The 14,478-nt window shown below is 47.0% G+C and carries 11 protein-coding genes; 1 reads left to right on the top strand and 10 read right to left on the bottom strand.

Going from position 1 to position 14,478, the window contains the following annotated elements; translation table 11 throughout:
• The first annotated feature begins 5 nt into the window (after positions 1-5).
• Positions 6-806: a glycosyltransferase family 2 protein gene (locus F7D47_RS06635; protein ID WP_153085090.1), complete on the top strand. Its 801-nt coding sequence runs from the start codon at positions 6-8 to the stop codon at positions 804-806.
• Between the two features lie 53 nt (positions 807-859).
• Here F7D47_RS06635 and F7D47_RS06630 read toward each other — a convergent pair whose 3' ends face one another.
• From F7D47_RS06630 to F7D47_RS06585, 10 genes are all read right to left on the bottom strand, one after another.
• Positions 860-2,425 (bottom strand): DUF6056 family protein, encoded by a 1,566-nt coding sequence (locus tag F7D47_RS06630; protein WP_153085089.1) that lies wholly within the window; start codon positions 2,423-2,425, stop codon positions 860-862.
• Between the two features lie 147 nt (positions 2,426-2,572).
• Positions 2,573-3,919, bottom strand: coding sequence for a Gfo/Idh/MocA family oxidoreductase (locus F7D47_RS06625; RefSeq protein WP_153085088.1), 1,347 nt, complete (start codon positions 3,917-3,919; stop codon positions 2,573-2,575).
• Positions 3,920-3,976: 57 nt separating this feature from the next.
• Complete coding sequence (locus F7D47_RS06620; protein ID WP_153085087.1) at positions 3,977-5,050, bottom strand: pyridoxal-phosphate-dependent aminotransferase family protein; 1,074 nt, start codon at positions 5,048-5,050, stop codon at positions 3,977-3,979.
• A gap of 4 nt (positions 5,051-5,054) precedes the next feature.
• The gene (locus tag F7D47_RS06615) at positions 5,055-6,113 is read right to left on the bottom strand and encodes a CDP-glycerol glycerophosphotransferase family protein (protein WP_153085086.1); all 1,059 of its coding nucleotides are present in this window, start codon (positions 6,111-6,113) and stop codon (positions 5,055-5,057) included.
• A complete protein-coding gene (locus F7D47_RS06610; RefSeq protein ID WP_153085085.1) occupies positions 6,110-7,036 on the bottom strand; it encodes a lysophospholipid acyltransferase family protein in 927 nt (308 codons plus the stop codon). Before F7D47_RS06610 ends, F7D47_RS06615 begins: the two co-directional genes overlap by 4 nt.
• Before the next feature lie 41 nt (positions 7,037-7,077).
• Entirely contained in the window at positions 7,078-8,931 is a 1,854-nt protein-coding gene (locus F7D47_RS06605; protein WP_153085084.1) for an ABC transporter ATP-binding protein, read from the bottom strand.
• 124 nt (positions 8,932-9,055) lie between these two features.
• A complete protein-coding gene (gene miaB / locus F7D47_RS06600; protein WP_022110614.1) occupies positions 9,056-10,390 on the bottom strand; it encodes a tRNA (N6-isopentenyl adenosine(37)-C2)-methylthiotransferase MiaB in 1,335 nt (444 codons plus the stop codon).
• A 53-nt stretch (positions 10,391-10,443) separates the two neighbouring features.
• The gene (locus F7D47_RS06595) at positions 10,444-11,463 is read right to left on the bottom strand and encodes a phosphatase PAP2 family protein (RefSeq protein ID WP_153085083.1); all 1,020 of its coding nucleotides are present in this window, start codon (positions 11,461-11,463) and stop codon (positions 10,444-10,446) included.
• Positions 11,454-12,449, bottom strand: coding sequence for an NAD-dependent epimerase/dehydratase family protein (locus tag F7D47_RS06590; protein ID WP_117693260.1), 996 nt, complete (start codon positions 12,447-12,449; stop codon positions 11,454-11,456). Before F7D47_RS06590 ends, F7D47_RS06595 begins: the two co-directional genes overlap by 10 nt.
• Before the next feature lie 264 nt (positions 12,450-12,713).
• Positions 12,714-14,423, bottom strand: coding sequence for a Na/Pi cotransporter family protein (locus tag F7D47_RS06585; protein WP_022121509.1), 1,710 nt, complete (start codon positions 14,421-14,423; stop codon positions 12,714-12,716).
• Positions 14,424-14,478 lie beyond the last annotated feature (55 nt).

Here is a 14,478-nt window from a genome sequence, read left to right as displayed (position 1 = left end):
GATATATGGATAAGACAAGTGTAGAACAAGAGCAGGGAAATGGCATCTCGGTGGTTATTAATACCTATAATGCCTCCTGCCATCTTCAGCAGGTGCTGGATACAGTGAAGGGCTTTGACGAGGTGGTTGTCTGCGACATGGAAAGTACCGACGATACCTTGGATATTGCAAAGCGTAATGGTTGCAAGATAGTTGTTTTCCCTAGAGGCAGTTATCAGATTTGTGAACCGGCAAGACAGACAGCCATAGATGCAGCTTCCTGCAAATGGGTACTGGTGGTGGATGCAGATGAACTGGTCACCCCAGCACTGAAACAACATCTTTATTCCCTAATAGGGAAGGAGGATGCTCCATTGGGATTGTATGTGCCACGCAAGAGTCGCTTTATGGGAAGATTCATGCATTGTTTCTATCCCGACTATCAGTTGCGTTTCTTTATCAGGAAGGATACGGTATGGCCTGCTGTCATCCATGCCGACCCTATTATCAAGGGCAGGATAGAAAAGATACCAGCAACCCATGCAGATATGGCTTTGGTTCATCTGGCAGACGACAGCATTGCCAGCAGAATGGGGAAAATCAACCAGTATACAGCTAACGAGATAGAAAAGAAGAAAGATCGCAATTATGGAATGGCAGCTTTGTTCTATCGTCCGTTGGTGCGTTTCTTCCGTGCTTATATTCAGAAGGGTGGCTTCCGTGATGGTAAGGAAGGATTTGTATGTGCCTGCTATGAAGGCATCTATCAGTTTGTTGCTGTCAGCAAGATTATAGAAGATCGCTTGAAACATAAAAAAGGTAAGTAGCAGTTTTGGCTACTTACCTTTTTTGTTTTATGAATGGTATTGTTATTTCTGATTTATTTTCCTTCGATAAAGGTCATTCCGCCTGGACCTACTTCATCACGGCAGCGTTTTAACAACTTGGCTGGCGTTTCTTCGCCATCATCGAAAGGTAATGCTACTACCGTTTTCTTGCCATAATAGTTTGCCATACCTCGGTTAATCCAATAACCTGGATAAATAGTGATATCATGGAAGGCATCGGATGGCATCTTTACGGTAAGCGGATTTAATACCAGATGATCTGCCTTGCTTTGCTTTACGGCAATTTCGCGCTGCTGCATTTCTAGATCAAACTTCTGTGCTGTTCCTCTACGCAGCAAGGAGAGTGTTCTGTTGGTAGTAGTTGGCTTTGCTGTGATAGAAAGTACCAACACAAGCCAGTAATATACCGGTAGCCATCTGAAGTATTTATTATATTTCAGTCTGATTGCCTCTGTCAAGTTTACAATAGCAACGCTTATTGGTTCCAGATCAGCCGCTCTGCGCTGAAGAGCACCAGAAAGATAGTAGATATTGAAGCAAATCATCCACAGATGCACATAGAAGTATACATTCTGTGTTCTGTCTGCTCCTTTGGTTCCCATGGCATAGCTGTTTGGAAAAAAGAAGGCGCAATAGAGTAGGAAAGAGATGAGCAGATAAAGCCATGGATGAGAAAACCTAAAGTGGGATGCCTTGGCTAATCTTGCAAGAAAAGGTATGAGAATGGTAAACATGAGTATTTCTGTGATTTTAATGGCATCAGCGAGAAATTCTATGCCCTTTGCTATCGCAATAAAGAAGGCTGAAACCACATTCGGTTGACTGGTGACTGTGGATTGGCGGACAGTATTGCCTGGTGCAAATACACTGAAAGCAAAAGCGCAGGCATAAATGATAAGGATAGAAAGCAAGAAGAAAGGAGTCTTCTTCCTCTCCACCCACATCCATACGATTGCCATAAAGAGAATGGCTGGCATACCCAGACCGGTAACAAAGTTGCCGCCGGCAATGAATATGGCGAGTGCTGCGGAAACCAGCGTGATGATGATTTTCGCTATGATGGATTTTGTAAGATGGAATTCGATGAGTAGGGAGGCAAGGAACAAAGAAATACTATAATATAAGGTATAGTACATCGCTCCGTTATACCAGCAGAATGCATCGTAGAACGACCATACGAACTGTACGGTCATTAATACAAATAGAGTAGAAATGAAAGTGTATTCCAATTTGTTGATATGTAGCAATCTGCGTAATATTGTGTATCCCAGTGTATAGGTGGAAAGAATTAGGCTTCCCAATAGAATAATCGGTACAAGCCAGTATTTGCCAAAAATTCCAGGTTGTAATGCCATCAGGAAACATGCCGAATAGGTACCCTGCCATGTCTGGTAGATATGCATGGATTCAGCCCAGGCCGCCTGAATACATGCCCCAAATGAATGGGTGGCAGTCCAAGCCTTGTAGACAGGAGCTCCGAATACATAGTCATCTGCAAACTGATGGAGATAGGGACCTATTGCCACAACAGGGATGATGGATAAGATTAGAATACAAATCGCCAATATCGTATGGCTTTTTAACAATTTCTGATTCATCGTATTATTGTTTTTGCTTATTTTTATATGTATAATAACAGAGAAACTTGTGCTTTCTTGCACTAATAGTTGTTAAATTATATAAATGCCGTTAAGACTAAAAGGAAAAAGCTTTCAAGAAAGGAAATGGACATCATGTAGACGAACCTATATGATGACCATGTCTTTTCTTGCCTCGAAATTGGCGATAGTCTTGACGATTTCTTCTGATATGTCATCGGATACATACGAGAAGTCCTTGCCGGTGCGGATGGCTTTGAGGAAGGAGAGGAGCATATAGCGCAACCCTTCTCCATCCAGCTGGTAGAAGTAGCGCTTGTTGTTCTGCGGATTCTCGTATCTCACCTCGAAGTAATCGGTCTTCCACCATGGGGCTGGTACGTAGATGTATCCCTTGGTGCCCGAGATAATCAATTCGCCTTCCGACTTCACGCCTTGACCAACCTTCAGCGAAGCTACGGCATGAGGATAGAGGAAGGATATCTTGGTAAAGGCATCATAGCGCTTTGCTTCGTCCAGGAAGTGAGTGGCTATCTGTTTGCTGCTGTATTCTGTGCCCAGAAGCTGGAAGATAGGCAGGAGTGCCGTCGGTCCCCAGGCGCAGATACTGTTCCATTCGTAAAGGCTCTTCTGTGAATCCTGGGTCGGGTCAAAGTCTACGAGACTGGTGCAGGTTGCATCCACCGACATGATATCACCGATGATACCGCCCTTAGCCAAGAGTAAGAGTCGGTAATAGGCTACGGAATAGGCGGTCTTGATAGAATCCATCAAGACTACCTTCTTATCTTTTGCTATTTCCTTGAGTTCTTTCCATTGCTGAGGCTGAAGAGTGATAGGCGATTCGCACAATACGTGTTTGCCAGCTTCTAATGCCTCCTTTATTTGAGCATAGTGCTTGCTTGGGGCAGAGATAACATAGAGCGCATCGCTTTCATTCAGGAGTTCCTGAAAACTGGCTGCCTGCTTTTCCGCTGCCTGCAGATTCTCTGAGAGATATTGGTCGTTGAGGGAGAAAACCTTTCCTGCCTCTAGCCCATTGACATATTGGCTTTCGCGCTCTATCTTGTTGAGGATAGGCGATTCGCCAACCAGTCCGAGGCTAACCACCTGCTGCTCGCTTCTGATCTCCGTGCTCGATACGCCCTGAGTGCGGTCTAGATAAACCACCTTGCAATAGGCGTTGAGATAGTCAAACTTGCCTCTCCAGTCAGAACCTACGGTAAAGATATCTACGTCCAGTCGCTTGATGTCGTCAATCTTCTGTCCCTCGTATTCCTCGATGATGATTTCATCGGCAATGCCAGTGGCACGCACGGCTTCCACTCGTTCCATGAGGGATTGTTGTACATTGATTTTGCCACGCTCACGGTCGAAGGTATCCGAGGTTACGCCCACGATGAGGTAGTCGCCCAAAGCCTTGGCGCGCTCCAGGAGACGGATGTGACCATAATGAAGCAGGTCGTAAGTACCGTATGTGATGACTTTAACCATAAGTTTCTCTATCTTGAAAGTTCTCTATACCTTATTATATATATTATAGCAGCCCCTTTATAGCAGTCCCTTAGCCTGCATATCCTTCAGTGCATCAACGAGAGTGGTGTTGTCTTCCGGACTCAGGTTGCCGAGATGACCTACACGGAACACCTTTTCTGCCATGTCGCCACCATTAGGACATACCCAGATGCCATATTCGTCTTTCAGCTTCAGGAAGATGTCGTAGGCTGAGGCGTTCTGTGGATGCAGAGGAGTAACGGCATTTGACATTGACTTTGATACGATGGTGAATGGCAGGTCCTTGATCTTACTTCTGAAATCTTCGGCAAGCATTTTCATGCGCTGGTTCTCGCTCTCCACACCGCCATTGCGCTCTATTTCCTTCAGGCGGGCATGAATCTGCAGTAAGGTTCCTACGGCTGGGGTGAAAGGAGTCTGTCCACGCTCACCATTCTTCAAGGCATCCTTCAGGTCGAAATACATCGACTTCACCTTGTTTGCCTCTACTCGCTTGATTGCCTCTGTATCGAGAATGATGACAGAGATACCTGGAGGACATGCCAGTGCTTTCTGTGAACCCGTAATCATTACGTTCACGCCCAACTCCTTCATGTTGAATGGGTCGGCGAGGAAAGAACTGATGGAATCTACTGCCAGGAAGATATGGTTGCGATGACAGAAGTCGCTGATCATCTGGATGTCGTAGAGTACGCCGGTAGAAGTCTCATGTAGATTGACGAGGAAGCCGGTGTAGCCTTGTCCCTCGTATGGCTTGAGGTCTTCTGCCGTGAGTGGAGTCCCTATCTCAAGCTTGATTTCTGTATGTGGAATCTCATGAATTTCACAGAGTTGTACGAATCGGTGACCAAAGCTACCGCCATTCACTACCAGTACTTTGTCGGCAGGAGTGAATACATTCATGACCACGGCTTCCATAGAGGCAGTGCCCGAACCTGTGATAAAAACTGTGCGGGCATCGTCTGATGCCTTGGCAAACTGCTTCATCAATTGTTCGTTCTCCTTCATGATGGCGGAGAACTCTGCTGTTCTGAAATAAGGCACCTGTTCAGCGCCGATGGCTCTAACCTCATCGCTTGCCATCACAGGGCCTACTGTAAAATTAAGCATATCTTTATTCTTTTTTGATTCTTCCAAATGTCTTGATGCTGGTATATTTACGCCAGAGATTCAGCTTTCTCTTCTTCGGCACACCATGACGGCGGATGTAGTCTTCGGCTCCGTCGAGCATGCGCTGGCATACGTTGCCGTCAAGATATGGGTCGTAGTTATCTACTATCCACTGTCTCTTGGCTATCGCCTCAGGGTCTGTGAGGGCATGGTCGTAGGCGGCAATCAGCTGATCAGGTTCCGTGATGTTTTCCCAGTAGATATCCTTGGATATGGTGCCGAGGGTGATTACTGGGCGAGAGAGCAGCAGGAACTCATAGATGGTAGAAGAGGTATCGCTGATGAGCGTATCTGCCATCAGCTGATATTTGGTTACGTTCTCTCCCTTGTCGATGAAGAGAACATCCTTCTTTGTTGCAGCCCATTCACGGTATTCATCTACCCATTCCTGGCGGGTAAGCGGATGGAACTTCATTACTACCAGGGCATTGCGCTCCTTAGCCAGCTTGCCCAGCTCTTCCTTGATGTAAGGAAGCGAAGTGAGTTTTGGCGAGAAGGTAGGAGCGTAAAGGATCAAGGTCTCCTTGCCGCTTTCCCTGAGCAGTTTCTCTCGGTCGGCATCATATTTATGCAGGTTTTCCTTGATCCAATCCTGCTTAGGCCATCCCGTTTCCAATACTTCGAAGTCGCCATATTTCTTTGCTAAAGCCTCGAAGTGGGAGGTGAAGTAAGGACCTTGGGTGAAATAGGTGTCAAAGTAACGGCGGATAATCCAGTGGTCTTTCTTCTCTGCGGCATAGCCGTGGAATACCTGTATCTTGACGCCTGGCAGATAGTAAGGCACAATGTTGCCTGGCACATAGATAGCCTCTGGCTGGAAGTCATAGACTTCTTGAATAGAGTTGGTCCATTTTACCTGGTCGGCATATAGAAAACTGTCTATCTTTGGTTTGTGGATATACCACAATATCTCGTGTGGCAAATGTTGCTTTGTCACATGTTCTTGTATCGGATTAAGTATGTCTATGGCATACTTGTTTTCACAGAAAAGAACTATTCTCATGATTCTTTAGGAATTACTTTACCGTTTTTAATTTCATATCGCTTGTCAAACTCCTCCCTGGTTCGCTTCCATCTGTTATGCGTCCATAAATAATAAGGTGGATTCCGGCGGATGGTTTCTTCCAGCATCTGGAAGAAGCGACTGGTAATCTCGTGCTCCGGCAGGGAGTTCGGATTGCGGGTGATGAGTTTGTATGTTGCCGTGTAGTAGCCGCGCTTAGGGCGGGACATCTCTACATAGAATACGGCATCATTCATCTTTCTCATGATTCTCTCGCCGCCAGTAAACACTGGGGTTTCGGGATGGTTGAGGAAAGGAAGCCACAGGTGGATGTTTTCCCACTTGGGACCCTGGTCGCTGATGTAGCCGAAGAGGCTGCGGATGTTCTTGCGTTTGTAGTCTACGAGATATCGGAGGATGTCCTTCTTAGGGATAGGCACTCCGTTTTCTTCGTGAGAGCGGATGCGCTTGAAGAGTTCGTCGAAGGCTTGGTTGCGCAGAGGATGATAGATGAGGCCCATCTTGCGTGACTTGGGCAGTTCGATGCCTACGCATGAGAGCCACTCCCAGTTGCAGTAATGACCGAGGATGGCTGCCACATCCTGACCTTCCTGGAAACATTGTTCCACTTCTTCGCTGTTATATACCTTGAATCGGCGGCGAAGTTCCTTATCGCTGATGCTCAGAAGTTTAACCGCCTCGAAGAAGTAATCGCTGAACCAGCGGTAGAATTTCTTCTCGATGTCAACAATCTCTTCTTCTGATTTCTCAGGGAAGGAGGTGGTGAGATTTTTACGCACAATGCCTCTGCGGTACTTGATGACGTAATACATCATGAAGTACTCGAAGTCGGCAATGCAATAGAGCAGCCTGAAAGGCAGCAGCGATATTGCATAAAAGAATGCATAAACAATCTTAACCATCTGTAAAACTATAAATTCTTAACTATTAACTCTTTACTCAATTACACCTGCTGCATATCATGCAACTTCTTGTAATATCCTTTTTTTTCAATCAGTTCCTCATGAGTACCGCGCTCCACAATCCTACCCTCGTGCAATACGCAGATTTCATCGGCATGCTTGATGGTACTCAATCGGTGAGCCACAGCCACGGTGGTACGGGTTTTCATCAGTTTCTCCAAGGCATCCTGAACCAGGCGCTCGCTCTCGGTATCGAGGGCTGATGTTGCCTCATCGAGGATGAGGATAGGAGGATTCTTGAGGATGGCACGGGCGATGCTGACACGCTGGCGCTGACCACCGGAAAGTCTGCCGCCACGGTCACCGATATTTGTATCGAAACCATGCTCCGACTTGGTAATGAACTCGTAAGCATTGGCTATCTTAGCTGCATTGGCTATATCCTCGTCTGTAGCATCGGTCTTGCCGAATCGGATATTGTCCTTGAAGCTTGCATTGAAGAGGATAGCCTCCTGGTTTACATTTCCTATCAGCATACGAAGGTCATGTACGGCAAGGTCTTTCACATTGATGCCGTCGATGAGCACCTCGCCTTCCTGTACATCATAGTAACGTGGAATCAAATCTACCATCGTACTCTTACCGCTACCGCTCTGACCAACGAGTGCCACGGTCTTACCCTTTGGTATCACGAGGTTGATATCCTTTAATACATATACCAGTTCGGCGCTCTTTCGGTCGGTATAGGCGAAGGAAACGTGGCGGAACTCTATCTGATGTTCGAAGCTGCTGATATGCTCAGGGGTCTCCTTGTCCTTGATTTCCACCTCAGCCTGCAGAATCTTGTCGATACGCTCCATACTTGCCAATCCCTTTGGGATATTGTAACTCGCCTTGGAGAATTCCTTCAGTGGGTTGATGATGCTGTAGAGCATCACGAGATAGAAGATGATGGTAGGACCGTCGATTCTGCCATAATCCAGAACCAGAATACCGCCAAACCACAATACTACCACGATGAGGATGGTTCCCAGAAACTCACTCATCGGGTGTGCCATCTGCTGACGGATATTTACACGCATGATGTTGTCGCGGTAGCTGCTGTTAACCTGATTGAAACGCTTGTTCATCTTTTCTTCTGCACAGAACGCCTTGATGATGCGCAAGCCGCCCAGCGTTTCTTCTACCATACTCATCGTATCGCTCCAAAGTGCCTGTGCCTCGATACTGTGTGCCTTCAGTTTCTTGCCAACTACTCCCATGAACCAGCCGAAAGGTGGTACAAAGAGAATGGTGAAGAGGGTGAGCTGCCAACTGATGCAGATGAGTGTGATGAAATAGAAGAGAATCAGAATAGGGTTCTTGAAGAGCATGTCGAGCGACGACATGATGCTGTTCTCCACTTCCTGCACATCACCGCTCATGCGGGCAATGATATCTCCCTTGCGCTCCTCGCTGAAGAAACCGAGTGAGAGACTGTTTATCTTCTGGTAAATCTGGTTGCGGATGTCTCTTACGATACCTGTACGGATAGGTATGATGGTGGCTGACGAGAGGAAATAGGCTCCCGTCTTGAGGAATGTCATGAAGGCTAGGAATAGGCCGATGACCAAAAGGGCTGTTGATGCACTATGGACAACAATAAACTCCTGAATATAATAATACAGGTTATTGGTTGCAACCTCCTTGATGCTACCCCAATCTCCATTCCAGTGCATATACTCGTTGACACGGATACCACCATCTACTTGGAACAGGATTTGCAGGATTGGTATCAAGGCTGCAAACGAAAAGATGTTCAATACCGCAGACAGGATATTGAACAGGATAGACAGTCCCAGATACTTCTTGTATGGAGGGACGAATCGGCGTAAAATTTGCAAGAATTCCTTCATAGGTGCAAATATAGTGCTTTTTAAGAAAACCGCCAAACTTTTGGCGGTTTTTCTTGTTTATATTCTGTTTTTTCTTTCAGAAGAGTCTTTTTATTCAGAAAAAGCTGTTCTGAAGAGTTTGGGTTTACTCCTTTACTTCTTCTCCGAAGAGAGTAGCAGAGGTAGAACCAGTGATGCGAACCTTCACGAACTCTCCGATATGGTGGTTACCCTTATCGATGACAACCGCTTTGTTCTGTTCTGTTCGACCCATCATCTGCTCGCGGCTACGCTTGCTGAAGTTCTCGATGAGGATGGTGAACTCCTTGCCTTCATCCTTCTTGTTCTGCTCGGCACTCACCTCGGTCTGCAACTTGATAAGTTCGTTGAGGCGGGCTATCTTGGTTTCCTCAGAAACGTTGTCTGGCAGATGCTTGGCGGCATAGGTGCCCGGGCGCTCAGAATACTTGAACATGAAGGCGCTGTCGAAGCCTACTTCCTTTACCAGCGAGAGAGTTTCCTGATGGTCTTCCTCGGTCTCGTCGTGATAACCCACGAAGATGTCGGTGGTGATGCCGCAGCCCGGGATGATACGCTTGATGTCGGCGATGCGCTGCAGATACTCCTCACGGGTGTATTTGCGGTTCATCAGTTTCAAAATCTTATTGCTTCCGCTCTGTGCAGGGAAGTGGATGTGCTTGCAGAGGTTTGGCTCTTCGGCAATGGCGTGGAGGATGTCCTCGGTCATATCCTCTGGGTTAGAGGTGGTGAAGCGTACTCGCATATCCGGTACAGCCTGGGCTACCATGTGGAGGAGCTCGGCAAAGGAAAGACTGCCTTCCTCGCGCTTGCCCGATGGCGAGAGACCATAACTGTTTACATTCTGTCCCAGCAGGGTAACTTCCTTGAAGCCACGCTGCTGCAAATCGCGAACCTCACGCAGGATGCTCTCGGCATCGCGGCTGCGCTCACGTCCACGGGTATAAGGCACGATGCAGTAGTGGCAGAAGTTGTTGCAACCACGCATGATGCTTACGAAACCGCTCACTCTGTTGCCACCGATGCGCTGAGGTACGATGTCGCGGTAAGTCTCGGTCTTAGAAAGTTCGATGTTGATGGCGTTGGTTCCCATCTCGCACTGCGCAATCATATCCGGCAGGTTGAGATAGCTGTCTGGTCCGCAAACAAGATTGGCATAGTGGTTCTGGATGAGGTCATCCTTCACGCGTTCTGCCATACAGCCCAAAACGCCGAGAATCACCTTTCTTCCCTTCTTCTGCTCTGCATGCAGGGTGTCGAGGCGATGATAAATCTTGTTCTCTGCATTCTCGCGGATACTGCAGGTGTTCAGGAAGATGGCATCAGCCTCTTCTTCTTTCTCACAAATTTCGTAGCCAGCCATCTGCATCACAGAGGCAACTACTTCACTGTCTGCCACGTTCATCTGGCAGCCATAAGTCTCAATAAATAGTTTCTTCATTGTTCTAGATGAATTCTATTCGTTTATAATGTTATTGTAATTAAAATATGTAACTATCTGAATATCAGTCGCGAAGAAGGAGTATGATGCTCTGTCATTCCCTTCGATACTGCCATCAATGCAAAATAGATGACGACGGCAGAGATGAGGCCGGCGATGGCATCGATGAGATAATGCGCCTGAATATATACGGTAGCCAGACACAGGAAGATGTAGAATGGCAGCATCACGTATAGCAGTTTTCGGTTGCCGGTATGCCAGACCAGGAGCATGCAGATGGTGCTCACGCCCACATGCGAACTTGGGAAAGCGGCAGTAGGACGCTCGCCGGCGTTCTTGGCGTCTTCTACAAGCTGGTAGAAGATTCCATCGGTGTAACCCGGTGTTGGCAGGCAGTTGGTATGGGTGTTGAAGTAATCGCCCAAAGCCGGGAAGATGCCTTTGGTTATTTCTGATATCCCTACTGCATCAAAGTAGAAGGTCGGACCCGCTACCGGTACATAGATGTAGATGAGATAGTAGATAAAGAAACTGGTGAGCATGACAAATGCAGCTCTTTCAGCCTCATAATATCTGCAGAAGAAATAATAGAATGTAACCAATGCAATCATCGGATAATACATAAAGTAGCCCATCGACATCAGTTCGCTTACTGCAGCCCAAGGCAGGGCTTTGGCAAAGAGCAGGGCGGGTTGACATCCGAAAAGATCCTGCTCCCAACCTGCAAAGATATGGTCGAGGTTGGGGAACATACGGTTGATTTCGTAGGTGTCGGGATACCACCAGGCAAGCAAAGCCATCTGGGCGATGATGCGCACCATCTTGGTGATGCGGCAAGGTATCATGCGGTATACTGCCCAAAGAGCGATGGTCATGACGAGCACTCTCAGTCGTCCCCAGAGCATAGCTTCCGGGTTTACGAGTTTGGTGTAGGTAAAGAGCATGGTGATAATGGTGATTGCCATATATCCCAGCATGACCCATTCCAGTGTCATCAGTCCCTTCTTCGGGTTCTTGTCTATCTTGAAATAATCTTTTATCACGCTTCTTATTAGTTTATAATTTACAGCCATCCGTTATCCTTGTACCACTTGATGGCGAGCTTCACACCTCTTTCCAGTGGATAGTGAGGATGATAGCCCAGTTCATCCATGGCTGGCTCAATATCACATCGCCAGTTGCGCTGTTTCAGAATGTTGTACTTATCATTGTTCAGGGCCGACATCTTGCCCGTCATCCTTCCGAGATATTCTCCGAAGAAGGTTACGATGCGCAACACCCAGACAGGTGCCTTGATGCGTAGCATCCAAGGATTGCCTAACTCCTTTTTTATCAGGTCGCTGAAGGCAGCAGACTGATATACTTCTCCATCGCTGAGGAAGTATTTCCTGCCGTTCATTCCATGATCCAGAGCCAGGAATACAGCCTGTACCACGTCCTGTACATATACAAAAGTGATGTCCTGGCGCTTGAATCCTACAGCAAAGTCAACATGCTGCTTGATGCTCTGCGCCATGAGAAAATAATCTTTCTCCCTAGGACCGTAAACTCCTGTAGGGCGGAGGATGATATAAGGGAAGTTATTGCCGATGCTGTCCAGATAGCGTTCTGCCTCCAGCTTACTCTTTCCGTATGCAGTATTTGGCTTAGGAGTATCATGTTCTGAGATTTCCTGATAAGGCTGCTCTTCGCGGATGGCTCCAAAAATGCTGAGCGAACTGACAAAGACAAATCGCCTGATAGGCATCTGGAGGCGCAGAAGGACGTTCACCAGATGCTTGGTTCCCTCTGTGTTTACCTTATAAAAGTCCTCTGCATGCAGGCACTTCGTTGCGCCGGCTGCATGCACTATATAGTCGAACTCGTGCGGGGCGAGTTCTTTCTCCAACTCTTCCTCTGAAGAAAGATTGAGATTGATAAAATGGATGCGCTCGTCTTGCAGATACTTTCTGGAACTGGTAGGGCGTACTGCCGCCCAGGTTTCCATGCCCTGTCTTAAGGCCTCTTCCACGATGTAGCTGCCGATAAAGCCCGACGCACCCGTTACTAGAATCTTCATTAATTATTTATAAAATTGCAATTTCGGCTGCAAAATTACAACAAAAAATCGAGTTATCCTCTATGTTATGCCAAAATTCTTTCTTTTTCTTTGTGAAATCACTTCTTTATGGCAACTTTGCTGTTGCGAATCAAGTATCTTGCTTAAAAACATATCTGTTTGTCCTATTAATATAGGTAGAAAATAAAGATAGGGCATGAAGCCCAACAATGAACTTCATGCCCTATAAACTGTTACCTATAAACTGTTAACTATAAACTCTCTCTAAGCTTCATGCTGTCTTACACCCATGCGGGCCTCTACTACGTTTACTACATAGTCGCCGAGTTTCTCGCATTCCTGGATGATATCCATATACATGGTACCGATGGCGTAGGTATAGAGATGGTTGTTTACATCGTTGATGTTCTGGCTCTTCAACTGATTGCGATAGTTGTTGATTTCGTTCTCGATGTTGAAAGAGAGGTTGGCATCGTTGTCTCCCTTATGACCTACGAGGGTGATATTCATCTGGGTAAGGGCATTGTCGGTAAGTTCCATCATCTGGTGCATGTGCTCATACTGTGAAGTGATGAAGTCTTCCTTGCCCTTGAAACGGCGGTTCAGCGTGCGTGCGATGTTGAAGCAGCTGTCACCGATACTCTCGATTTCAGAAATCTCACGGAGCATGGCACGAATCTTTGCCTTGGTCTCGTCAGAAAGATGAGAATCGCTCACCTGGTCGAGATACTTGGCAATCTCTATCTCCATGTTGTCAGAGATGCCCTCATATTTCTCGATGCGGCTATAGAGTTTTACAAACTTTTCTTCATTGGTCTCGCCAAGAAGCGTCTTCACCATGCCGAACATGCGCTGGATGCGCTCTGCAAAACAATGGATTTCCTTCTGTGCCTCCAAGACAGAGATTTCCGGTGTCTTCATGATACCGCTCTGGATAAAGCGCAGGCGGAAGTCGTCCTCATCGGTATTCTTCTTAGGACGGATAATCTTGCATACCAGCTTCTCTATCTGTGGAATGAACCATACCAGGATAAAGGTATTGGCGAGGTTGAAGGTGGTATGGAAGGCGGCAAGCACAAAGGATAGCTTGGTTGCATTGGCTACGAAATGAGGATCAGTCTTCTCCATGGCATCGTCGAAACCTACCCAGCCGCAAACCAGATGGATGAACGGGTGGAATATGCAGAGTATCCAAAGCACACCGAAGATGTTGAACACCATGTGCGCCATCGCCGCTCTCCGGGCCTGGGTATTGGCGGTGAGCGCTGCCACGTTGGAGGTTACGGTTGTACCGATATTCTCACCCATCACAAGCGCAATGCCCTGATAGATTGGCAATACACCGGTAGAGCAGAGAATCATCGTAATCGCCATGACGGCTGCCGAACTCTGCACGCACATAGTGAGTATACTACCGATAATCAGAAAGGTGATGGTAGTCTGGAAACTGTGAGGGTCGAAACTTGCAAAGAATTCAAGAACCGGCTGATTATGAGCCAGATCCATGTCGATACCGGTTTGGCGTAAAGTTCCCAAACCGAGAAACATAAAGGATATACCGAAGATGAAGTCGCCGATAATCTTGCGTTTCTTGCTGTAAATCAGGATGATGGCGATGAAGAACGCCGGCCATACAAAATCTGTGATGTTAAACGAGAAACCGGCACTCATGATCCATGCGGTGAGTGTGGTTCCGATGTTGGCGCCCATGATAACGGAGATAGCCTGGGCTAGGGTAAGGAGACCAGCATTAACGAATGATACGGTCATCACCGTTGTGGCTGTAGAAGACTGCACCGCTGCGGTGATGAGCGTACCCGAGAGAATGCCCGTCAAACGATTGGTGGTCATGGTTCCTAACACATGGCGGAGCTGTGGTCCTGCCATCTTCTGCAAACTGTCGCTCATGGACTTCATACCGAACATCAGTAGGGCGAGTGCTCCAATAAGCTTAAAAAATATCCAAATCGACATATAATAACTTAATTAATGTTGTCAAATACATCAAGTTTCCGAATTTCTTCGTAAC

It is taken from the genome of Segatella copri (assembly GCF_009494835.1).
GTDB lineage: Bacteria > Bacteroidota > Bacteroidia > Bacteroidales > Bacteroidaceae > Prevotella > Prevotella copri_F.
The sequence above is the reverse complement of the archived record's forward strand: the minus strand, read 5'-3'. Positions and strand labels throughout refer to the sequence as shown.